Source organism: Cellulophaga sp. BC115SP (assembly GCF_009905545.1).
GTDB classification, from domain to species: domain Bacteria; phylum Bacteroidota; class Bacteroidia; order Cytophagales; family Spirosomataceae; genus Flectobacillus; species Flectobacillus rivi.
The window spans coordinates 1-23777 of sequence record NZ_JAAALB010000066.1; the positions used below are offsets into that span (position 1 = coordinate 1).

At 36.2% G+C, this 23777-nt stretch carries 15 protein-coding genes; 4 read left to right on the plus strand and 11 right to left on the minus strand.

Going from position 1 to position 23777, the window contains the following annotated elements; translation table 11 throughout:
- Positions 1–229: 229 nt before the first annotated feature.
- From GVN22_RS25005 to GVN22_RS25040, 8 genes are all read right to left on the minus strand, one after another.
- Positions 230–1156 (minus strand): D-ribose ABC transporter substrate-binding protein, encoded by a 927-nt coding sequence (locus GVN22_RS25005; protein WP_166553739.1) that lies wholly within the window; start codon positions 1154–1156, stop codon positions 230–232.
- 1 nt (position 1157) lies between these two features.
- The gene (locus tag GVN22_RS25010) at positions 1158–2132 is read right to left on the minus strand and encodes a transketolase family protein (RefSeq protein WP_166553740.1); all 975 of its coding nucleotides are present in this window, start codon (positions 2130–2132) and stop codon (positions 1158–1160) included.
- Between the two features lie 174 nt (positions 2133–2306).
- Positions 2307–3116 (minus strand): transketolase, encoded by an 810-nt coding sequence (locus GVN22_RS25015; RefSeq protein WP_166553741.1) that lies wholly within the window; start codon positions 3114–3116, stop codon positions 2307–2309.
- A gap of 352 nt (positions 3117–3468) precedes the next feature.
- Entirely contained in the window at positions 3469–4758 is a 1290-nt protein-coding gene (locus GVN22_RS25020; protein ID WP_166553742.1) for a nucleoside hydrolase-like domain-containing protein, read from the minus strand.
- A 65-nt stretch (positions 4759–4823) separates the two neighbouring features.
- Complete coding sequence (locus GVN22_RS25025) at positions 4824–6218, minus strand: L-fucose/L-arabinose isomerase family protein (RefSeq protein ID WP_166553743.1); 1395 nt, start codon at positions 6216–6218, stop codon at positions 4824–4826.
- A 354-nt stretch (positions 6219–6572) separates the two neighbouring features.
- Positions 6573–7340 (minus strand): DeoR/GlpR family DNA-binding transcription regulator, encoded by a 768-nt coding sequence (locus tag GVN22_RS25030; RefSeq protein ID WP_166553744.1) that lies wholly within the window; start codon positions 7338–7340, stop codon positions 6573–6575.
- A gap of 418 nt (positions 7341–7758) precedes the next feature.
- On the minus strand, positions 7759–8943 hold the full coding sequence (gene ribB / locus GVN22_RS25035; protein WP_240915773.1) for a 3,4-dihydroxy-2-butanone-4-phosphate synthase: 1185 nt from the start codon (positions 8941–8943) through the stop codon (positions 7759–7761).
- Positions 8944–9380: 437 nt separating this feature from the next.
- Positions 9381–10538: an MFS transporter gene (locus tag GVN22_RS25040; RefSeq protein ID WP_166553745.1), complete on the minus strand. Its 1158-nt coding sequence runs from the start codon at positions 10536–10538 to the stop codon at positions 9381–9383.
- A gap of 478 nt (positions 10539–11016) precedes the next feature.
- On the opposite strand from GVN22_RS25040, the gene GVN22_RS25045 reads away from it, so the two are divergent.
- The gene (locus GVN22_RS25045) at positions 11017–13983 is read left to right on the plus strand and encodes a DUF2723 domain-containing protein (protein WP_166553746.1); all 2967 of its coding nucleotides are present in this window, start codon (positions 11017–11019) and stop codon (positions 13981–13983) included.
- Between the two features lie 144 nt (positions 13984–14127).
- On the opposite strand, the gene GVN22_RS25050 is transcribed toward GVN22_RS25045, so the two are convergent.
- The 3 genes from GVN22_RS25050 to GVN22_RS25060 form a co-directional block, all read right to left on the minus strand.
- Positions 14128–15312, minus strand: coding sequence for a multidrug effflux MFS transporter (locus GVN22_RS25050; protein WP_166553747.1), 1185 nt, complete (start codon positions 15310–15312; stop codon positions 14128–14130).
- A gap of 163 nt (positions 15313–15475) precedes the next feature.
- A complete protein-coding gene (locus GVN22_RS25055) occupies positions 15476–15877 on the minus strand; it encodes a hypothetical protein (protein ID WP_166553748.1) in 402 nt (133 codons plus the stop codon).
- 275 nt (positions 15878–16152) lie between these two features.
- Positions 16153–17328: an AraC family transcriptional regulator gene (locus GVN22_RS25060; RefSeq protein WP_166553749.1), complete on the minus strand. Its 1176-nt coding sequence runs from the start codon at positions 17326–17328 to the stop codon at positions 16153–16155.
- A gap of 581 nt (positions 17329–17909) precedes the next feature.
- Here GVN22_RS25060 and GVN22_RS25065 point away from each other — a divergent pair.
- The 3 genes from GVN22_RS25065 to GVN22_RS25075 form a co-directional block, all read left to right on the plus strand.
- Positions 17910–20681 (plus strand): outer membrane beta-barrel protein, encoded by a 2772-nt coding sequence (locus tag GVN22_RS25065; protein WP_166553750.1) that lies wholly within the window; start codon positions 17910–17912, stop codon positions 20679–20681.
- Positions 20682–20902: 221 nt separating this feature from the next.
- Positions 20903–22633 carry an NACHT domain-containing NTPase gene (locus GVN22_RS25070; protein ID WP_166553751.1) on the plus strand — a complete coding sequence of 577 codons (1731 nt, stop codon included), beginning with the start codon at positions 20903–20905 and terminating at the stop codon, positions 22631–22633.
- The coding region (locus GVN22_RS25075; RefSeq protein ID WP_166553752.1) for a hypothetical protein at positions 22626–23777 on the plus strand (1152 nt) is incomplete at its 3' end. The genes GVN22_RS25070 and GVN22_RS25075, both read left to right, overlap by 8 nt.

Genomic DNA, 23777 nt, shown 5'->3' on the forward strand with positions numbered 1-23777 from the left:
GTGAGATTCAGGTATATAGACTTTTTCACTGAATTTTTAAAAACAGTTTAAAACTGTTAAAAAAATGAGTCCAAGACTAAGTCTTGAACTAGTAAATTCAATTTTGTCCAGTAATCAGACAGAAAAGATTAAACTAATAATATATCTGTATCACACATTTGAATTATCTTTTTGATTATGAGCATAATCCAATAACTGATATACTATTAACTAATAACTTACCCAGTTACTACTTGTAATTTTTCGCATTGGCACTATTCACTAGTTCAACTTCCACAGGTACTCTTTGTGGAAAGTCTCGCTTGCCCTTGATATACTCGTCGGCATATTGGGCAGCAGTTTTTGCCATAATTTTTGGATACTGCATTCCTGTTGCGACGATTTTACCTTCCTTAATTTTTTCGATGACTTCCGAAGCACCATCAAAACCAAATACTTTTACATTGGCTTTGCCAGCAGCTTGTAATGCCTGATAAGCGCCTAGTGCCATAGCATCATTGCCACAAAAAACTGCGTCGATGTTGGGATGTGCTTGCATGATAGTTTCCAAAACCTCCATCGCTTTATTACGGTCAAAATCACCACTTTGTTGAGCTACCATTTTGAGATTAGAAAATTTGTCAACAACCGAATGAAAACCCTTTGAGCGTGCCCAAGTATTGTTGTCTCCCACCAAACCAAGTATCTCGACATACGTACCTTTTTCTTTCAAGGCTTTTACAAACTCAATGCCCACCTCGACACAACCCGAATAATTATCTGACAAAATTTGACTGGTAGCAGCATCATCGTTATTGATTTCACGGTCCATACAAAACACTGGAATACCAGCAGCCTTGGCACGAAGCACGTTGGAAACCGACCCATCTGCATCAGTTGGGTTGAAAAGAATCGCATCGAACTCAGAAGAAATAAGGTTTTCAAAATTGTCTGACTCTACGGCAGGACTATTCTGAGAATCAAATATCTTGGCTTCATAACCTAGTTTTCTAGCATTTTCGGCAGCCGATTCAGCTAAGATTACAAACCAAGGATTATTGAGCGTAGAAATCACTACCGCTACTTTCTTCTTTTCATTCGACTGGCTTTTTGAACAAGCACTTACCAGAAAAACTCCTAAAATCAGCGATGCCGTTATGAGGATGTATTTTTTCATATTAGCCTAAAATGTTTAAAGCTGATTGTGTCAATCCTTTTTCTGAAATTCCATAATGTTCAAAAATCTCACCTTGAGAACCCGAAACGGTATGCTCATCTGGTAAGCCTACGATTTTGAATTTGTTATGGCAACCGTTTTGTAAAAGCACCGAACCTACAGCCTCACCAAGTCCACCATACACAGAATGTTCCTCAACGGTAATAATTGGCGTATTTTGTGAAGCTAATTGCAAAATCAGTCTTTGATCCAAGGGTTTAATGGTATGCATACTTACCACTGTAGCCGAAATTTGATGCTCTTCAGCCAACTTTTGAGCGGCTTTTAGACACGGCCAAACGGCCTCACCTGTTGCGATAAATGTCAAATCTGATCCCTCTTTTACTACACGCCCTTTGCCCACTTCGAAGCTGGTCGCATGATCAACCTCTTCGATTTTTTCGGGCATATTCTTTTTCCCAAAACGAAGATAAACAGGCGAATCCATAGCAGCGGCTTGGCGAATAGCCTCTGCCGTTTCGAAGTTATCCGCTGGTGCGATAATTGTAATATTATTGATGGCTCTCAAAACTGCGTAGTCGTGTAAACTATGGTGTGTACTACCCAATGCACCATAACTTACACCTGCTGAAATACCGATAAGTTTGACTGGATTATCTGAATAGCAAACGTCATTTTTGATTTGCTCCAAGGCTCTAGCCGTCAAAAAACAAGCTGGTGAAACCGCAAAAACTTTCTTACGCATACTCGCCAAACCTGTGGCTACGCCAACTAAATTTTGCTCAGCAATACCCACTTCTACAATTTGCTCTGGAAGTTTTTGTCCAAATGCCACTAATTTACCTGAGCCTCTTGAGTCACTGGTTACCGCAAAAACGGTTTTATCTGCTTGGGCGAGCGATTCCAAGGTTGAAGCGAAGACCTCCAAATTGGCAAGCCCTACTCCTTTCGGAATATTAGTTATTTCTTGACCCATAAATTCACTTATTATGTGTTTGATATTTTGAATGCTGAAGTAATTAGTTATTTCGGATTTCAGAAGGGTTCATATCTTAAAACAATAAATGTCTAAGCACTTTATTCCGAAATCAGAAATCCCATATCTGCAATAGTTAAAACTACCTCATTAACTCATTCTACTATACGTCATCTAGCCATCAATCTCAGCCAAAGCTAACTCGTATTGCTCAGCAGTTGGTACGCCATGATGCCATTTCAAGACATTTTCCATATAACTCACGCCCTTTCCTTTGGTCGTATGAGCAATAATAAATGAAGGCTTTCCTGCCTCAAAGGGAAGTGCATCAAAGGTATTCACCAAGGCTTCTACGTCATTGCCATCAACGTGTCGAACCGCCCAGCCAAAAGCTTCTAGTTTTTTATCGAGTGGCTCCAAGCCCATTACATCAGCATTGGGTGCGGTAATTTGGAGTTTGTTATAATCCAAAATAGCGCAAAGGTTATCGAGCTTATAATGCGCTGCAAACATAAATGCCTCCCAGTTGGAGCCTTCTGCCATTTCGCCATCGCCCAATACGGTGTAAACTTTCACATCTGATTGATCTTTTTTGGCAGCCAAAGCACTCCCACAGCAAATAGACAAACCATGTCCGAGACCACCCGTATTTTGCTCCATTCCCTTAATTTTCTTGGTTGGGTGACCAATATAGGGCGATTGATACTGACAAAGCGTCAATAAATCATCTTCAGGAAAAAAGCCTTTGTCGGCCAAGACCACGTATAAAGCTTCTACACAATGCCCTTTGCTTTGGATATAAATGTCTTTTTCGGATGAATTAAAATTTTCAGGAGAAACATTCAATACCTTATTATAAAGCACATTCAAAATGTCAATAATCGAGAGGCTACCTCCTGTATGTCCTGCCTTCGCATTGTAGATATACTTGAGAATCTTTTTGCGATATGCTTTGGATTTCTCTTCTAATTCTTTGATGTTCATAGTGTTTGAGCTTCTTGAAATGAATATCGTTTAATCTTGGAAGTCTTAAAAATTTATTAGCTGATAGAATATCAGTTATTAGAATACTTTTCCCGATAGCCTTATAGTTAAATTTAATTTATGTGTTTTAGGGAACAGGCAACAGGCAAAGAGTGTTAAAATGTTTTTAACGACCACATACATGCATTTTTCCCAAAGCCCACCGCCGAAAGCCGAAATCTCAAAATTAAATTTTATTTTGCCACTAACTTAAGTAATCGTGCAGAATAAGATTTAATCAATTTATAATGTAAAGAATTGATAATTAAAATTTTACATTCACAATTCACAACTCATAATTCAGCACTAATACTTACCTAAGCCAATTCCAACGTTTTGCCCAATCTAGTAGTACATCATTTCGCCATTTGAGTACGGTTTTTCCTCCCTGCCAAATATCATCATACAGTTCGGGGTTTGACCTATCTGTGTACCAATTTGTCCCTAACTGATAGTCAGTATTATGAGGTTTTCCTAGCCAAATATTATCTACTACGAATGTGCCGTTTTGCTCGTTAAATCCACTAATACTCGATGTTACCTTGTAGGTTAAAGTTTCAGTACGTTTTGGACAGTACCTTACCACATAGTTTCCGTTTCCAAGATAAAAACCATCCCATTTCTGTTCTCCAATTTCAGACTTTACCGTCATTGTCAGGCAGGCAGAGTCGGGCGAAATATTTACAACAGGTCCTTTAAACATAAATTCAACAATAGAAAATACGGTTACCGTATCCCTAATTGATGTATTACCGTTAAATAGTACTCTTGGACTGCGCTTAAATTTCACATAACTACCGCCCCAGTTTTCTCTCATGGGATTGCTGGGATTACCATCCATCATGTATAACAATGAAGGAGTGTCGCCCATTTTAAGAACACCCTTGTAGCGGTTCTCTTTATACTCTTTACCCAAAAAGCCTGCTTCCTTGATGTAGTTTTTATAGTAATTTTTATTACTCAAACTATCAGGAACATTATCTGAGAAAAAGCCGTAGTAAGACGCATTTGATTCAATAAACCAAAGATTCGGAAAGTTTTTAGCAATGTAAGCATAGCTATTGGCACTCCATTTCTTATTAGGTCCACCAATAAAAAATACTTTTATTTTGTGTTGAATCTCTGGTTTATCATGTAATGCTTGTGCTAAGTCTTCCAATCCTCCCCAAACCAAAACCCATAAAGGTCTATCACTTTTTTTCTGGGCGCATTTAATAATCCAGTTCGAACCTTCTGTTGCGGTAGCATATCCCTTGAACGGGGCAGCGCCGTGTCGTCCTTGTTTTACTACCGAACGTAAGTAATCAGGTGATGACAATTCGGGTTTATGTGTTCTGAGTTTTGGAAGGTCTTTTTCGTAAAGGTCTATTGTGCGAAGTATCTCTTGCTTGGTTCCGTCTCCATAAGACGGTGACGAAACTAAGCCTTCTATTTCAAACAATTCGTTGTACATGAGTAAGTGAATCATTGACTGATTATCATCTGGATCAGTTCCTCCAATATCCGTACTGACAAGGATACGTGGTTTTACGGGCACAGGTTTTTGTGCAATAACCGTTTGCGCGAGGAAGAAAAAAGAACAAATCAAACTCAGCTTACTCATAACTTGATCTTGAAAAGGTTTTCAGAACACATTGCTTTAAAGCTCATCGCCTAAAGCACTTATTGCTAATGCTTATAGATTTCCCAATCCATGTAATTTCCTAAAGCCTCTTCCAAAATTGAAGCTGTTTTAGAAGCATTCATTACTACGTGGTGTTCAAATCCATTACGGCAAATATATTTCATGAGTCCTTGTAAATCAGGAATTTGAGCTACTGCACGGTTACCAAATGTTTCTAATGGGTCATTGGTCAACTCCCCTTCGCCGATATAAGCTTTGATAATACCTTTAGGGTCATCGGTGCTAATTCTTCCATAGGTCAATGGCATAGCAGGAGTACGCCCATCCAAAGCACCATACGTGTTTTCGACGCCTACCGAAGTTCCTAAAATTGGGGCATTACTAATTTGAATATCTGGCAAGAAGGATTTTGCCCAGTTACCACAGTGGAACAACACACATTTATCTTCGTCATTGGCATAATTATTATTCCAGTCAACCAATGCACTTGGCGAGCCCGATGCCAATTGCATCGCATACATTGAAAGTGTACCTGTAACATCTACTTCACAGGCTGAAGGCAACATATTTTCAGACATGATACTCATGCTAGTACATACGTTGCAACCGTAGTTTTGTTGTAAAGAAGTCCAACACTGAATTGCGGTAGCATCTAGCACATTTTCTTCCATGATTTCTTTCAAAACCACGTCCAATTTGGCAATCTGAATCATGGCTTCGTTTGGCGTTCTACCTTTAGACGCATAAGCGTTGATAGATTCCAAATGCTGTTTTACTTTGTCGTCATTGCCTGTTAATTTATTGGCACGTCCCAAAATTTCAGACAAGTCAAAAGTAGTTACCGTAATACCGTTTCTTTGAAGGATTTTTTCGGAATAACGAACTGTATTAAATGCCCCTGGACGAGCGCCAATAGCACCAATACGAACACTTTTTAAGCCTTTTACCACTCGACATACCGACACAAAATCGAGTAAATCTCTTTGGAAATTTGGATCAGCAGGAGCAGAAACATGCTGACTCGTCAAGGTATATTTAATGCCGTATTGATAAAGGTTATTACAAACCGAAATCTTACCACACCATGAGTCGCGGCGATTGACCACGTTCATTTTGCTCAAATCATCAGGGTATGCCTGAATCAATACTGGCACGTTGAGATTGGCTAATTTGAGGGTATCTGCTACGCCTTTTTCGTCACCAAAGTTGGGCAATAATACCAAAATCCCTGCAATCTCATCACGATGGGCTTTGAACAAATCTGCACATTTTTGAGCTTCTCTGAAAGTCTCTACGCCGCCTAATTTTGTATCTGTAGTATCCAACAAAATAGGCTTAATTTTAAGGCTATTGAATACCTCAATAATTTCAGTTCTTGCTTTTTCGACTAAACTGTCTGGGAAAAAATCTCTGTTTCCAATAATAACGCCAAGTGTCATTTCAATTGTTTTTTAGGGATAAATCGCTATCCTATTTCAAGTTAAATTTGAATAAAGTCAGATATAGGTATTAGTGCTGAATTATGAGTTATGAATTATTATCTATTTCGGATATCGGATGTTGGATTTCGGAAGTATAAGCCTCTTTTTAAAAGTAATAATGGTATTTTACATCATTTCCTAAATTAGAAATCCTGACGCTGAACCCAAAAGTAAAACTTTAAATATCAGCACTTTAGAAAAAATTAGGCAAAAGAATATCAGGCATTAAAAAATGATTTTAATGCAAATACCTGATATTATTTAATCTAATTTTTTTGTAAAAGAAGCCTGTTAAATCTCCTTCTTTTTCCCTTAGGCAATTATTACCTCTATTTCATTATCTCTGAAAACCTCTTTGTGTTTGTCTTCAATGGCGTCGTCGGTGATGATATAATCTATCAAACTCAATGCGCCTAAGCTTGCCAAAGCACTTTTGCCAATTTTGGTGCTGTCTGCTACCAAATAAGTTATCTCGGCGGCATCAATCATGGCTTTTTTCACGACTAAATCACTAATACTTGGGTAAGTCAGTCCTGATTTTAGGGAAATTCCAGCCGTGGCTAGGAATAATTTTTGCACATTTAAGCCTTTAAAAAAATCAGCAGCTTTTTGTCCTGTCAATGACAAGGTGGGTGGTTTAAACTCCCCTCCTGTCATAATCACCTCGATACTCGGCTCAGCACCGAGCATCATGGCTATATTCAAAGCATTAGTGATAATGGTTAGGTTTCGTATTCCTGAGTGTTTAATTTTCTTGGCAATCTCGGTTGTTGTACTTCCCGAATCCAGAATGATGGTATCTCCTGATTCGATGTATTCAAGGCACTTTTCTGCGATTTTTTCTTTCTTATCTAAGTTATCTTGATGAATCAGTGAAAAACTTTTTACTTGATCTTCAACATTTTTGAGGTAAGCACCACCGTGTTCCTTTATAATCAAATCTTCAGCTTCCAGCTTTTCTAAATCCTGACGAATGGTAACCTCTGTTACTTTAAACAAGCGAGCCAAGTCAGCCACTTTAGCGGAACCATCTTCCTTTAATAATTCTAAAATCTTTTCTCTACGTTGATTTGGGAGCATAATGTCTAGATAATTTTAAGCTTCCGTTTGCTCTTTTATTCATCTTGAAACAAAAATAGAAAACAAAAATAAATAAAAGAAACAAAACGAAAATATTTTTTGTACTAATTTGCGAGTAAATATAGAAAAACCTACAAATCAGTTATTTTAAAGCATATTCGAAACAAAACAAAAGTCAATAATAAATAAAACAAAGGTTTTTCGAATTGAATTTACATAAAAAGTAAAGAATACGAAATATTTTTTCAAGACCAGTTCAAGACTTTATCTTGAATTAGTTTTTTAACAGTTTTGAAACTGAATCAAAAAAGCGGTCGAAAATTGTTTTTCGACCGCTTTTTTGATGAAAACTTACTAGATTTTACTCAGCTTAAGATGCAATCATTGCGTCTTAAGCTGAAATGTAGATTAAAAACCTTTATCCCAAGGTCACAGTTTCTACGATTTCGAGACCGTAACCGAATAATGCTGCACGTTTTTTAGGATTATTTGTCAACAATTTGATTTTGGAGATACCTAAATCTCTTAAAATTTGCGCCCCAATACCATAGTCTCTCTCATCGTTTGGCGTAATTTCAGTACTTTGATTAACACCCATTTCTTGAAGCTTGTATTTTTTCAAATCGCTCATTAAGTTGGCACTTTTGCCATCTTGGAACATATACAAAATCACACCTTTCCCCTCATTTTCAACGGCTTGCATAGCATTTTTCAATTGTTGACCACTATCACAAAGTGTTGAACCGAAAATATCACCAACTACATTTGACTTGTGAACACGCACGAGTACAGGCTCATCCTTTTTCCAAGTTCCTTTCACTAAGGCCAAATGTGTATCACCTGTATCTTTTTGACGAAAAGCAATCAAATCAAAATGTCCCCAATCTGTTGGCATATCTACGCCAATTTCTCTTTTGATGAGCGATTCGGTTTGCAGACGATATTCCACCAAGTCTTTGATTGTAACCAGTTTAAGATTAAACTTGTCAGCAATTTTTCTCAAATCTGGCAAACGAGCCATCGTACCGTCTTCATTTAAAACTTCAATAAGCACGCCCGAAGGTTTGAATCCTGCTAGTTTGGCAAAATCCATCGCTGCTTCAGTATGTCCAGTACGACGTAAAACACCTTCTGTTTTAGCTTTCAAGGGAAAAATATGTCCCGGGCGACCCAATTCTTCTGGCCTTGTATTTTCGTCGACCAATGCCTGAATGGTTTTGGCGCGGTCTGGTGCCGAAATACCTGTTGTACAACCATGCCCCAGCAAATCTACTGATACTGTAAAAGGCGTTTCGTGAGAGGAGGTATTATTTCCCACCATCATATTCAAGCCCAATTCGGCACATCTATCTTCTGTCAAAGTCACACACATCAAACCACGACCTTCCTTAATCATAAAGTTGGCTAATTCTGGCGTAATGGCCTCCGATGCACAAATCATATCTCCTTCATTCTCACGGTCTTCGTCATCAGCTACAATAATAATTTCGCCTCTACGAATAGCTTCAATTGCTTCTGGAATGCTATCTAATTTTATTTCCGACATGGTATTCATTTTAATAATCAAAGATGCCAAGAGCCTCTTCAATCGATTTGTTTTCATTTTTCACTTCAAAATTATGCTTTTTAATGATTCGGAAAGAAAAAAATAAAAAAACGAAAGGAATTTAGGCTGAAATCTATATCAGATTTGGGATTTCTGATTTCGGAATTATATGAAGGAACCTTCAGATGAAAATATAAATTATTCCGAATTTTAGCGATTTAGCGAATGAGTGATTATGTAAAAATATGTATTCCATCAGCTCAAGACGCAATCATTGCGTCTTGAGCTGAATAAAATCTAGTATAATAGCATCAAAAAAGCGGTCGAAAAATAATTTTCGACCGCTTTTTTGATGAAAATTTGGAGAATAACCCTAATCTTAAAATTCGGGATGACTAATGTTTGATAGTGCCATGCTATATATGACGCTGCTTGAGACGCAATCATTGCGTCTCTACAGATACTTTTCTTTTGCCACTTTGAGTCTTTTCTACTTATTCAGCATAAGACAATCTTCTTTTTAACACAAAAGAGAAAAATACGCCTACTAATGCCATTGCCATGCCTACCAAAACGGGTGTATTGTAACCAAAACCATAAGTTATAGGCAAACCACCTAAGAAAGCACCCAATGAGTTGCCGATATTGAAACTCGCCTGCGTGGCCGCAGAGCCCAGCATTTCGGCACCTTTTGAGGTACTAATCATCAAAATTTGGATTGGTGCTGCCAATGAAATAGATAATGCGCCTGCAATAAATGTCAATATTAAAGAGATGATTTTATTTTCTGAGAAGAAATGAATGCCTAATAATGTCACCGCCATCGCAACCAACAACCACAAACAAGCTTGAACGGCTGGCAATTTATCCGCTAACTTTCCACCAATGATATTTCCTACAACCATACCAAAGCCTGCCAAAACCATAATCCACGAAACGCTATTTGCTGAGAAATGAGATACCTCAGTCATCAATGGCGCTATATAACTAATCCAAGTGAACAAACCTCCTGTTCCAATTGACGTAATCACGATAACCAACCAAGCATCTACACGCTTAAAAAGTTCTAGCTGTGACATCGTACTTTCTCCTTCGTTTTGATCCGATGGTAAGGCTGGTAACCAAAGATTGATGAATAACAAGGTGGTTAATCCTATGATGGTTACTAAAGCAAAGGTATATCTCCACAAATACTCGTGACCAATCCATGTACCAATAGGCACCAACAACAAATTGGCAATTGTCAAACCTGCAAACATCGTAGAGATAGCTTGTGCTTGTTTGCCTTCATCAGCCAAGCGACTTGCTACTACTGCTCCAATACCAAAAAATGCACCATGAGGTAGACCTGCTAAAAATCTAAAGAACAACAAAGTAGTCGCATCAGGAGCCAAAGCGGATAATGAGTTGAAAATGGTAAAAATTACCATTAAGAACAATAGCATCTTTTTGGGTGGATACTTACTTCCCAACAACACCAATAAAGGTGCACCAACAACTACGCCTGCCGCATAAGAAGAAATAATGTGAGCGGCGTCAGTGATACTAACTCCTAGATTTTTGGCAATATCTGGCAAAATCCCCATTACCACAAATTCGGTAGTACCGATGCCGAGTCCCCCTAGGAAGAGTGGAAAAAAATGTTTTTTCATGATTTCAAAAATGATTGACAACAAGTGTGAAGAGCTGTCTGTCAACAATTAATTAAGTTTTCTTGGATAGATCGTAATACTTTTCTAACCTCAAAGTTCGGTAGATAATTCAACAAAACTGGACATATCTATCGGATTTCAGAAATTCATTAGAGACGTCAAAAACAATATTGATTTAGTACAATCTTTTTGATGCTTTTGAGCTATTATACTTCAATAAATCCTAAAAAACGCTGGGCTTTCTGTCAAATGTTAAAATGATTTTAAGTTAAATAGTGTTAAATACAAACCTGATTTTCAGGACATAACAAAAATGTATTTTCCTTTGTGTCATGGATTGCTTTTGCATGCTAGCTACGACAAGAATCCTCTAATTTCTATTTTTCAACATCAAAACATTTTCACCTACAAGAAAGTACTGTGAGGCACTGGCACGCAAGCTAAGTACCTATTGCTCTTCTTAAAAATCCAACATACTATGACATCATTTCGACAACTCAACAATGGAATCGGTTGGGCAGTGTTTGTTATTGCCTTTATCGTATATGCAGTGACGGTAGAACCTACAGCTTCATTTTGGGACTGTGGAGAGTTTATCGCTTGTGCTTACAAATTACAAGTACCGCACCCACCAGGAGCACCTTTGTTTCTTTTGCTTGGCAGATTTTTCTCCCTATTTGCAGGGGCTGATGTCACCAAAGTGGCTTATTGGATTAATATGCTATCGGTACTGACGAGTGCCCTGACCGTGTTGTTTATGCACTGGACAATTGTTTTAATTGGTCGCAAAGCCTATCAAAAACCTTTTTCAGACTTAACACAAAGTGAGGCTTTCACTCTCCTGAGTGCAGGCTTTATTGGTGCCTTGGCGTATGCTTTTTCTGATTCATTTTGGTTTTCGGCAGTCGAGGCTGAGGTTTACGCTATGTCCTCATTTTTTACTGCGATTGTGGTTTGGGCAGCCTTCAAATGGGAGCTTATTGAAGATGAAGCCTCTGCGAATAGATGGTTGATATTCATTGCCTACTTAGTGGGCTTGTCAATTGGGGTTCACTTACTTAATTTGGTGACTGTCCCAGCTTTAGCATTAATTTATTATTTCAAGAAAAATCATAAGCCAAGTTACAAAGGAGGTTTTCTGGCGTTATTGGTTGGTTTGGTGATTTTAGGCATTATCAATTCCTTAATTATTCCTGGTATACCATCTATAGCATTCCAGTTTGAATTATTATTTACCAATGGATTAGGCATGCCTTATGGTGTTGGCGTAAGTTTATTTTTGATTCTTTTCTTAGGAGCGTTGATTGGTGCTATTCGCTATTCGATTATTAAAAACAAAGTACATTTAAACGTGAGTTTGCTGGCTTTATGCTTTGTACTTATTGGTTATTTATCTTATACTTTGGCGTTGGTCCGTTCCAATTACAATACCCCTCTCAACGAAAATAACCCAAGTAACATTCTCAATTTTGTAAAATACCTCAAACGTGAGCAATACGGCGAGCGTTCGTTGTTATATGGTCCTATTTACACGGCAGAGGTTGAAAATGTAGAGCGTGGCAAGCCTCAATACAAAATGTCAAATGGCAAATACGAGATTTATGATTACCGACAAAAATTGATTTTTCCCAAAGAGCAAGAAATGCTTTTCCCAAGGGTATATTTTAGTCCAATGGAACAGTATCCGAAGCAATACGCTGAGATGCTTGGTTTAGCGCCTGGACAAAAACCTACTTTTGGTGACAATCTTCGCTATTTATTTTCGCATCAAATGGGGCACATGTATATGCGCTATCTGTTATGGAACTTTATTGGTCGTGATAGCGATGTCCAAGATGCTGGTATGTCATTTATCAGTAAAAGCCCCTATTCAGCTCTTTCCGCTCGTAGTAAATCACACAACAATTACTTTGGTTTACCTTTAATTTTGGGCTTGATTGGTTTTTTCTTTTTGATGAAAAGAAATGAGAAAGACTTTTTGACCACCGTTCTAATGTTTTTATTAACAGGAATAGGTTTAGTTATTTTCTTGAATGCCCCGCCTACAGAGCCTCGCGAACGAGATTACATTTATGTAGGTTCGTTCTACTTTTTCTGTATTTGGATTGGATTAGGCGTTATACAATTAACGGAATGGGCGAACAAGTTTCTTCGTAAACCATTACTTTCGGGTGGATTAGCCAGTTTAGCATCGTTGGTTATTCCTGTGATTTTGATTCAACAAAATTACGATGACCATGACCGTAGCAATCGTTATCAGCAGGTAGATTTTGCCAAAAATTTGTTAAACTCTTGTGAAAAAAATGCCATTTTATTCACCGCTGGCGACAATGATACCTTCCCACTTTGGTATGTGCAAGAGGTAGAAGGCTTCCGTACAGATGTGCGAGTTTGTAATCTCTCGCTATTAGGAACGGATTGGTATATTGAGCAAATGAAACGAAAAACCTACGAGTCAGAAGCCTTGCCTGTTTCTATTTCGGAAGATTTGTTACGAGAAGGTATCAACGATCAAATTCTTTTTTATGAAAATCCAAATGTAAAAAGTGGTATCAATCTGATTGAATATCTCAAACTAGTAAAAGATGATAATCAAGCTATCAAGGTACCATTGCAAGACGGCACTTCGATTAATATTTTACCAAGTGAAAACCTGACGATTCCAGTAAATATAGATGAAATCAAAAAAGCTGGTTTTGTACCTAAAGACGTAGAACCTTTGCTAACAAACCAAATGAATTGGTCAATTGGTACATCAGGCATTCTGAAACCGCAATTGGTACAGCTTGACATCATTGCCCAAAACGCTGCCAATGGCTGGAAACGTCCGATTTATTTTGCGTCCTCGCTTAGCAAAGTGAGTTACCTCAATATGAAAGAGTTTATGCAATTGGAAGGGTATGCCTATCGATTGATGCCAGTAAAAATAGAAGGTGCTACCGAAGGAATTGTGAATACAGCCGTATTGGAGCGCAATTTGATGAAAAAAATGGTTTGGAAAAATCTTGACAACCCTCAAGTGTATCATCATTCTGAGTTTTATCAGTTACCAACCACCATGGGGAGATTATCCTTTCAACGTTTGGCGAGCCAGTTTGCTCATGAGGGTAAATACCAAAAAGCAAAAGATACCTTAGATTATTGCAAACGTATCATGCCCGACCAATCTATTCCGTACGACCATGTCTCAGCGGGTTTTGTAAGCTTGTATTTGACTATTGGTGACCATGCCTCCGCTATGGAAATCGCCAATACGATGATGAATCGCAATAATCAATTATTGGATTTTTATGGAAAAAATCGCCGTGCAAGCAACGAGCAAGATATCCAATTTGCACTCTTCCAAATGCAAATTATTGTTGAAAGCCTCAAAAATGCCAAAGCACCTGAGGCCGAAAAATACGAGCGAATGTTTCAGCAACAACTCCAGAAACTGAGTAGCTAGGAAAGAGTTTTGAGTGATAAATTGTGAGTAAGCACTTTGCTAAGGAATTCAAACTATTGCAGATTGGGGATTTCTGATTTCGGAAATCCCCAATCTGCATAATTCACAATTCTACAGTCACACTTAAACACCTTAACTTTGAATCTATCCATGTTTCAATTTAGAAACACCTGTAGCAAAAACAATTAGTCCCAATACGGCACAACCAGCCATCACAGCCGTCATCGGAACACTAGTGCCATTGCTAAGCATACTCACCGCAGCGGCAGCCAACGACCCAAAACACATTTGTAAAGCACCTAGCAATGCCGATGCCCCACCGATAGATTTGGTAAATGGATATAAAGACAAAGCCGAAGAATTGGGATAACTAATGCCCTGACAACATAAAAATAGAAACACTAAAGCCAAGGCACTGTATAAATTAAGCCAGCCCAAAATACTTACCAGACATAATATCACCCCAACCAGCGTTTGGACACGTAAAGAAACACGTACTACCTGACTGCTACTGTATTTTTTCAGTAAAAGATTATTCACTTGACTACTCGCAATCAAGCCTCCAGCCAAAAAGCCAAATATCCAGCCATATTCCTTTTCTGAAACCCCAAAAAGTTTCATAAATACAAAAGGAGAGCCCGAAAGATAAGCATACACGCCAGCCGAAATCAAGGCACCTGCAAATGCGTAGGTATAAAACTGCGGTACTTTCAGGATGTCAATGAATGACAAAATGATGGCTTTAGGTTTTAATGAAATTGACTCATCAGGTTTTTTACTTTCAGGTAAAGCAAAATAACAGGCTAAAAACAAGATTACACCCAAGCCAAATTGCATATAAAACACACTATGCCAACCCATTAAGGTAATCATATAACTTCCTACACTAGGCGCAATAATGGGCGATACACCCAAAATCAACATTAATAGGGAGAATATTTTTGCTGTTTCTTCTACAGGGAATACATCTCGTACAATCGCACGAGGGGCTACCATACCTACGCAAGCGCCCAATGCCTGTAAAAATCGGGCTGCAATCAGCACCTCTACAGAATTGGCAGTAGCACAAGCAAGTGAGGCTACCAAATAAATAGATAAGCCAATCATCAAAGGCTTTTTACGCCCAAATCTGTCCAGCAGAGGACCATAAATTAACTGTCCTACCGATATACCGATAAAGAAACTAGACAAAGAATAAGCTACCTCATCGACGGTAACACCTAAATCCTTGGCAATGGTTGGGAAACCAGAAAGATAAGTATCTATTGAAAAGGGACCAATGGCTGATAATAAACCAAGAATAAGAATTAGTATACTGCGATTTTTCATTCGGGAGATTGCTATTGTATCAAAATGATTACAAAGGTAGTGAAGTCGAACACGTTTTATTCAACTTTTCAAAAACTTCTCGAAAGTACTTCACAATCGAACGCCGGATCTAATCCAATTCAAATGAAATATTACAAAAATCAAGCAATATACTTGTCAGAAATCAGTTTGAATATTTCCATATTTCAGTTCCATACAAAACATCTATTTTCTTTCGGTTTTTCACATAATCTTGAAAGTTATTGGAATTAGAAAAATCATACAAAGTCCCATCGCATTTGTATTGATGAATATTGTTAGATGAGCAAATAGAACATTGTATTTCTATGACATTTTCACCCTTGTATTCAAACAAGACAACACCATTAAGCTTATCTGCATTATCTCCAAAAGTGTACACTTTCATTTTGTCAGAAAGCCATTTTAGATTATTAACAGGGTCTTTTATGCCACAAACTTCCACGTTTGAGCTTCCATTGAGCGGGTCTTCAATATCTTTTTTACAAGCTGAAAACAATGATAGTGACGAGCAAGTCACGATGAGTAGAAGAGATTTGATTTTCATAGTAAAGTTTCAGTATATGGTGGACTAATTTTAGTATAAATATTAACGAGAAAAGAGGTTAATAAAGATAAGGAATTTTGGTAAAAGTCTCAATAGGCTTTTCAATGGAGATATTCAACAACATTCACATTAGTGTAGAATGATGTCATTATTCAGGAAATAAGACAAATAAATATTCAATCAAACTTTCAATTAATACAATGATAATCAGAAAATTGCACTAAAGCAACAAACCTAAATTCAGCGTTATTAGTTTATATTTGATTACTTAGCTACTACTCTTCCAACTCCATATCATGTTTTTTAAGATATTGATTGGGGGTTAGACCTGTTTGCTTTTTAAAGGCTGTAAAAAAGGTACTTTTACTTTTAAAACCACATTCATTGGCAATGGCTTCTATGGTATAATTCTGATATTCTTTAGAGACAACTTTTTCAGTAAATGCCTTGATTCTGTAGCTATTGATAAAATCGTTATAGTTCATTTTGGCTACAGTATTAATGGCATTCGAGATAGCATAAGGTTGAATCCCGACTTCCATTGCTAATTCTGAAATCGTAAATTTATGATTGTGATAAGATTTACTTTTTTCTAACGCAATTTTAATCAGTTCAAAATCTTGAAGATTAATAATATCAGGTTCTTTATCCACCTTGGTGGTACTTATCTTCGCTAATTCTTCGAGCTCTTCAAGAGGATATTTTTCTGCTGAAGACGTTACTGTCGCTCTCAAAGAGCTATCTTTTATAACGAAATACGAAGCAAACAGCACAAAGGTCATCAAGGAATGAATTAATGAAACCTTATCCATAAAAGGATTTTGATCTACCTCTTTTAGTAACTCATTGGTAAGCAAATACATATATCCATTTGAAATATACAGCAATAAAAAGCCCACTACAAAAAAGACATCCCATTGAGGCAACAATTTTTCATTGGTAAAAGCATTTTGTGTTTTTACCACAAATTTCCAAACTAAACCTAGGTAGATAAATCCTAGAATACTTTGTGCATAGGGAATCCATACAAAAGGTATCCAACCAAAGGTTTTAGTAAACAAATCCTTCGCCTCAATATGTCGAATGAGTTCAATTTTTTGCTCAAACGGCATGGTATAAAATGGAATCAAATCGATAACAACGACAAAAAATGGAAGTATCTGCAACAAAACATTTTTAACCGTAAATGTGTAGGTTCTTTGCGTGACAATAAACAAATACAAAAGATATGGACCCGCAATGTAGAAGGGACGAGCTACCAACAAAAGACCGCTGATGGGATAATCTTGAATAAGTCGAGTAGTGATACAAACTTTCATGATGAGAAACCAAGCCCACAATAGTGTTACAGCTCCCCAAATAGTTTTTGATATAGAGTAAGGTCGAGTGAAAGCCTTTGTTAGACTCCCTAAAGTGATTGCGATAGCAACCAAATTTAAAATTATTGTCATAACATCAATGTTAAGGCCGATTATTCCAAATCTAAATAAAGGTAAGAGGAATAAAACAACTTTCCGAACCGTTAAATAAGCTTAACTACTATTTCAGGCTCAAAAATGTACTTGGCGGACTTGGATTTGGTTTATAAAATAAGGATCTACTGACTGTTAAAGCAAATTTAGCTTGAATTATGGTTATACCTGAAAAGATATAAAAGTTTTTCACATTATCCAATATTTTAAAAGTTCATTTAGAATCCATTGGGTGAAAGTAGAAGTTTTATCCCCTATTTTCAATAACACAATAGAAAACTATTTGTTTGAAAAGCCAGTTTTGAAGAATAAGCCAGAAATATAGATTTATTTTGCATGAAAGCTACGAATACTTCTTCTATTCATAGAATGGCTATTTAGTTTACCCTTCTCAAAAGAACCTAACCCACTTCAATTTTATAGTAATTTTTTTAGAAATAGCCTACCACAAAAATTTATATTGTCGTAACATTTCCCTCATAAAATCGCTCTTACATGCAACATGTAACCTTTTTGGGTGTCATTGCATCAAATCTTTTCATCAAGCATTTATCTATTTTATGAAAAAACTCTTACCTCTACTTCTAGCAATTTTAGGCTCTGTGGCAACTTTTGCTCAAACTGGTTCTATTCAAGGTAAAATAGTTGGCTCAGACCAAAAGCCACTCGCAATGGCGACTTTAACCGTATTTTTGGCTAAAGATACCTCTATCGTTTCCTATCGTATAAGTAATGAATCAGGCGAATTTAAGTTTACCAACCTACCAGTCAATGTTCCGCTGCGACTTTTGGCAACCTATGTAGGAAATGAGGCCTACCGACAAAGTTTTACATTGACCTCTCAGAACCCATCGCAACGATTCGATGTAATCAAGATGCAAATGACCAGCAAAAGTCTTGATGAGGTAATTGTAACAGCCGAGCGTCCTCCTATCACAGTCAAAAACGATACAATTGAGTTTAATGCCAATTCCTTTAAAACTTTACCCAATGCCTTGGTAGAAGATTTATTAAAAAAACTGCCAGGGGTTCGTATCGATGCTGATGGAAATATCACCATGAATGGCAAAGCTGTCAACAAAATTTTGGTGGATGGAAAATCCTTCTTTGGTGATGATCCCAAAATGGCGACTCGTAACCTTCCTGCCAACGCCATTGATAAAATCCAAGCAGTCGATGATAAAGAACAAGCCTTGTTAAACGGTGATAACAATACCAGTAATGTCGGAAAGGTAATTAATATCACCCTGAAAAAAGGTTATAAGAAAAGTGCCTTTGGAAAAGTCTATGCAGGCGGTGGTACACAGGATGTATATGAACTAGGGGGAATTATGAACATTTTCAGAGACACTCTACAAGTCAGCGTTTTGGGATACAGCAATAACCTTAATCGACCAGGTTTTAGTTATAGTGAATTAATGAATAATGGCGGATTGCGCAGAAGTAATGCCAACAGAAGCTCCAACTCTACTCGCATCAATAACGGCATGAATGGCAGCATGGTCGACATTAATGGCGTAAATTTTGGCGGAAATACCAATTTTGGTATTGCTACCAGTAATGGAGGCGGTTTTAACCTGAATCATGCTCCTAACGTCAAGAAGTCATTTTATTTACAATATTATTTTGGCGAAGTCCAAAATAGACTCAACACAGACCGCTTGGCAGAGTTATATAACGGAGATACTATTATAACCAATCACAGAGTAACCAATGTACTTACCAAGAATTACGGACATAGTGTCGGAGGTGGTTTTAAGATAAAAACCGATTCGGTGACAACCCTCAATTTCAATGCAGGATACACAGCAGGTTTGGTCAGAGAAGCCCCTAATGTGCTGATTTCTAGTGAAAATAATTATTTAGGTGCGCTAAGCACAGGGAATATCAATCAGTCAAATGATATTAATAACTATAATTACAATCATACTTTTTACCTACTCAGAACAGGAAAGACGAACAGCAAACGGTTGATGTCGATTGTCCAAAGTCTTAACATTGGCAATAATTCCAGCGATTATATGACAAGTTCTGTTCTAAACTACCTATATCCCAGTAGATATGATAGTCTCCAAAATCAGTTGCGACAAGTTCGTTTACCACAAGCATTTGGTAGTTTATCAGTAAGTTTTTATGAACCAATTCATAAACTATTCACGCTTCGATTTACGAATAGATATAGTTTTACTCAAATCAAAAATACCACTCAGATGCTGTACGCCAATCCACTTGGTGATTCGTTTAGTATCTTAAATCCTATTCTTAGTGGTTCTTTTGAGCGCCAACAACATGAGGTATTTTTGGCACAAAAGTTAGCATTTCAGTACAAAAAACTGACTATTGTAGCAGGAATTGACGAAACGTTTTTGACGTCTCATTTAAATACTTCAGCGGAAACTAGCTCGATCCAAAGAAATATTCAGAAGTTGAATCCTAACTTAAATATCAGTTTCAATAACCTTACCTTGACTTATAACAAAAACTATAGTTTGCCCTCTTATTCGTACTTATTACCCGTTTTTGACAATTCAAACCCCTATTATATAGCGAAAGGGAATCCGCATTTACAACCAACAGCAACATCTGATTGGTCTTTAAGCTACAATTATAATAACCAAACCAAAAACTTGAACATTTGGTGGTATTCGTCCTTCCAGCAAAGAGACAACGATATTATTCAGAATATTGCGATAGATAAACAAGGTATTCAAACCTCCTCTCCTACCAATGCCGATGGCACCCGAAACCTCAGCGTGAATCTCAATATCAACAAAGATTTTAAGATTGGAGAAAAGAATAAATTGACACTTTCGGCAGGCGGATATTACAGTATCAATAGAAGTAAAATGATTTTTAATGCTGATACTAGCTGGCAAACCACTAATCAACTATCGAACTGGTTTGGGTTGAATATCAATATCAAGGATAAAATCGAATGGAATAACTCTTACTCTCCAGATTTTAACTTTACACGATACACAAGTCCGAACTTTACTAATCTCCAAGCCAATTTGCATAATTTTAGCACAGGTTTAGTCATTCGCTGGACCAAGAATCTTATTCTTGAAAACAACCTGATATATCTGTATAATAGCAACTTGACAGGCACTAACAAAACCACAGTACGATGGAATGCGGCGATTAATTACAATTTCATGAAAGATCAAAGAGCCACCATCAAATTGAGTGCGTATGATATTCTAAATCAAAATGGCAATATCGTTCGTCTGATTGCCTCACAAAATACACTAACTTACAACAGAGGAAATCTTTTGCCAAGATATTTTATGGTAACGCTCACCTACAATATCAAGCAGATGCCGAGGAAGTAGCAGTGGGCTTTCGGCGGTGGGCTTTTAGCAAAATAGAGGATATTGAAAAAGCAGGTTTTCGCCTGCTTTTTGTTTTTAGGGCTTTAGTATGTTTTCCCAATGATATTGAAAATCTAAACCTTTGGTTCTATGCTGTATTGGTTGTTTATACGCAACAAAATTTGATTATATTGCAAGTATATAAACGTTAATGAGTATCCATTGAAGACAAAAAAGACTAAATGCAGATCAACTGGACAAATATTAAAACAGAAATTTTGGCAGAAACAAAAGATATTTTACAAACAGAACCAAATATTAACGTAAATGAAGTTTTGGATTTATTTGTAAAAGTCTTGTTACACCCTATCAATGAAACAGATTTAGCTGGGGTAATGACCCGAATCCCAAACGCACTACAAAAAATATTTTTAGAAAATTTATCAAGGTTAGATAAAAATGCTTATTTTCCTGATGTAGCTAAAATTGAACCTTATTTTAGAAAGATTCTGTACATCATTGATAACCAAGCCTATCAGCGAGTGTCCAAAAGCAGAGACGGATTAGGAAGTATTATTTCCATTTTAGATCTAAACTCCAACAATGTTAATTTTAATTGGACGTCATTGAGTTCCAATCAGAAAACTCATTTTGCGGAACATTTAATAAAAGCCTATCAGTTACGAAACTTAGAAAGCCATCACTGTACTGATTGGAATAATGCTAAATTGTATGGTGAACTTCGAAGTGTACTTGTAATGTTTCTTTTCGCTACTTATAAACATTTCAGATCCTTAAAATTAGCAGTTGAACCAAATGACTTAACCGACTATTTACAAAAACAAAAGCAACTTTTTAAAGTTTGGCAAAGCCGTTTTGTACATATAGAAGGTAAAGAAGAATTTGCTGAAGTTGAACTCTATGCCAAAGAAGTTTTTGAAGATACAGATGATAATAGTGAAGATGATGAAGATTTTGAAGAGATAAAAATTGCAAGAGAGGGTAAAATTGGAGAATTACGTAATCTAATTAGTGAAAAGCAAATGGTAATTTTGGGAGAAGTGGGAATGGGGAAAAGTACCACATTACAGTATTTACATTTCAATGATGCACAAAGTGCATTACAAAATAAAAACTCACCTATTCCAATATATTTTGAACTAAAAAATCTTACAGATAAAGATCATCTAGAGAAAAGAATCATTGATCGCATAGATAAAGATCACGACTTTACCTTAGAATTGCTAAAAAAAGGTGCTTTTTCTATATGCCTAGATGGTTTGAATGAAATTGAAAAAAATATCAAAGTAAAAATCTTCACACAAATAAAAAATTTAATTTCGGATTATCCCAATAACTTTTACATCATAACAAGCAGACCTCAAGGCTACAATCGGGAATTCGATGATTTATTACAAAATAGAAATATTCCAGTTTTTGTCTTGCAAAAAATGGAAAATAAGCAAATCAACGAATTTCTAGAAAAAAATGGCAAAAAAGTAAAAGACTATATTGTGACTGAAATTAATGCTAATGACAGATTAAGAAAGATTGTGCAAACCCCTCTAATGCTCTTAATGCTTATTGCCGTTGTGGAAAAAGAAGGTAAAATTCCCAAAGAAAAAGGTAAAATTATTAGAGCGTTTATGTTTAGTTTGTATGATAGAGAACAAAAGCAAATCATTGATTTTGATAAAGACACATTTCACTTATTACTCTGTTATTTGGGCTACCAAACACGAGATTTAACAGGCTCAAATTCGGGTTTGGACAGAGACGAATACATTTTCCCGATTTTAGAGGAACGTAAAAGAGGATTAGGATTGATGATTAACATTTTGGACTTTTTACGCAAGGCTCTGGATTTAAACATTTTAGTTACTGAAGATAACCAATATAGCTTTACTCATGAATTATATCAAGAATATTACGCAGCCGAGTTTATACACCAAGTCAGAAAAATAAATGGGTAAAAACTTAATTCAAAAACACCAAAAAGACCCCAGTTGGGCAGAAGTTATAAGATTATATTCAGGCTTGTTTGATACACAAGACGAGAGGGAAGATTTTATCCTAGATTTAGCAGATCAAGATATTTTATTGGCTGCAGAGTGTAAGACTAGTTCGATGGAGAATGAAGAAAAAGTACTAAATAAGATTATCTTAGATTGTTCTAAAAAATATAAAAAAAATAAAGACCCGTATTCGTTACTAACACTTTTGACACTAGAAGAGTATTGGATTGTAGATTTCTTATTAGATGAAAAAGCATCAATAAAGGCAAATTACCGTAAATTAATTCTTAAGAATGCCCCTTTTACAGAATTTTTAGAATTGATAAAAGTTAAAATACCTAATGACGTATTAAATAGTATTTTATTTCTGATAAGAAACAATGGATATAAACTAGATTTAAACTACTTTAAATCTACTCTGAGTTTAATAAATGATAAAGATGACATTTATAGAATTTATGAAGAGATGGTTTCACAAGATATAAAACTTGATACAGAAATAATGAATATTTTTATAAAAAAAACAGAAAGTCTGCAAGATTTAATATTTTTCTATGAAAAGATGTATCATCATAAAATAATTCCCAACATTACAACATTTGTAAACTATTCAGACAAGATTAAAAATTTCAATATTGTTAGAAATTTATTTGAATTTCTTCTTGAAAAAGGGACATTTAAAGGTAAACAGCTATCAAAAATATTTTGCCATGCAATAAAATATGCACAGAATACAAATGATATTAATTATTTATTTGATAGATATTGCAATTTAATTGAAGAAAAGGATATTTCAAGTAAACACAATGATAATGTCAAACATGCCTATTATGTTTCTAAAATAAGTTTTAGTATTGATTCAAGAGAAGCGAATAAATATTTTTTAGAAGCAAAAAGTGAATTGAAAAACAAAGTACGATTTGAGCTGATTTTCAAGAATTTGCAAAAAATAAATAATGAAGCAGAATTTTATACCTACCTCGATGAATTTAAAACTATTCTCCTTCCAGATTTATTCACCCTTAAAGACAAACAAATAGAAAAAACTAACAAATTATATAATTCTGTTTTACTTTTAATTATAGAAAACACTAATCATTCC

What these genes read in the sequence shown, in the direction of transcription:
- GVN22_RS25005 (WP_166553739.1), bottom strand. Translation starts at nt 1,156, where the DNA reads ATGAAAAAATACATCCTCATAACGGCATCGCTGATTTTAGGAGTTTTT.
- GVN22_RS25010 (WP_166553740.1), bottom strand. Translation starts at nt 2,132, where the DNA reads ATGGGTCAAGAAATAACTAATATTCCGAAAGGAGTAGGGCTTGCCAAT.
- GVN22_RS25015 (WP_166553741.1), bottom strand. Translation starts at nt 3,116, where the DNA reads ATGAACATCAAAGAATTAGAAGAGAAATCCAAAGCATATCGCAAAAAG.
- GVN22_RS25020 (WP_166553742.1), bottom strand. Translation starts at nt 4,758, where the DNA reads ATGAGTAAGCTGAGTTTGATTTGTTCTTTTTTCTTCCTCGCGCAAACG.
- GVN22_RS25025 (WP_166553743.1), bottom strand. Translation starts at nt 6,218, where the DNA reads ATGACACTTGGCGTTATTATTGGAAACAGAGATTTTTTCCCAGACAGT.
- GVN22_RS25030 (WP_166553744.1), bottom strand. Translation starts at nt 7,340, where the DNA reads ATGCTCCCAAATCAACGTAGAGAAAAGATTTTAGAATTATTAAAGGAA.
- ribB (WP_240915773.1), bottom strand. Translation starts at nt 8,943, where the DNA reads ATGAAAACAAATCGATTGAAGAGGCTCTTGGCATCTTTGATTATTAAA.
- GVN22_RS25040 (WP_166553745.1), bottom strand. Translation starts at nt 10,538, where the DNA reads ATGAAAAAACATTTTTTTCCACTCTTCCTAGGGGGACTCGGCATCGGT.
- GVN22_RS25045 (WP_166553746.1), top strand. Translation starts at nt 11,017, where the DNA reads ATGACATCATTTCGACAACTCAACAATGGAATCGGTTGGGCAGTGTTT.
- GVN22_RS25050 (WP_166553747.1), bottom strand. Translation starts at nt 15,312, where the DNA reads ATGAAAAATCGCAGTATACTAATTCTTATTCTTGGTTTATTATCAGCC.
- GVN22_RS25055 (WP_166553748.1), bottom strand. Translation starts at nt 15,877, where the DNA reads ATGAAAATCAAATCTCTTCTACTCATCGTGACTTGCTCGTCACTATCA.
- GVN22_RS25060 (WP_166553749.1), bottom strand. Translation starts at nt 17,328, where the DNA reads ATGACAATAATTTTAAATTTGGTTGCTATCGCAATCACTTTAGGGAGT.
- GVN22_RS25065 (WP_166553750.1), top strand. Translation starts at nt 17,910, where the DNA reads ATGAAAAAACTCTTACCTCTACTTCTAGCAATTTTAGGCTCTGTGGCA.
- GVN22_RS25070 (WP_166553751.1), top strand. Translation starts at nt 20,903, where the DNA reads ATGCAGATCAACTGGACAAATATTAAAACAGAAATTTTGGCAGAAACA.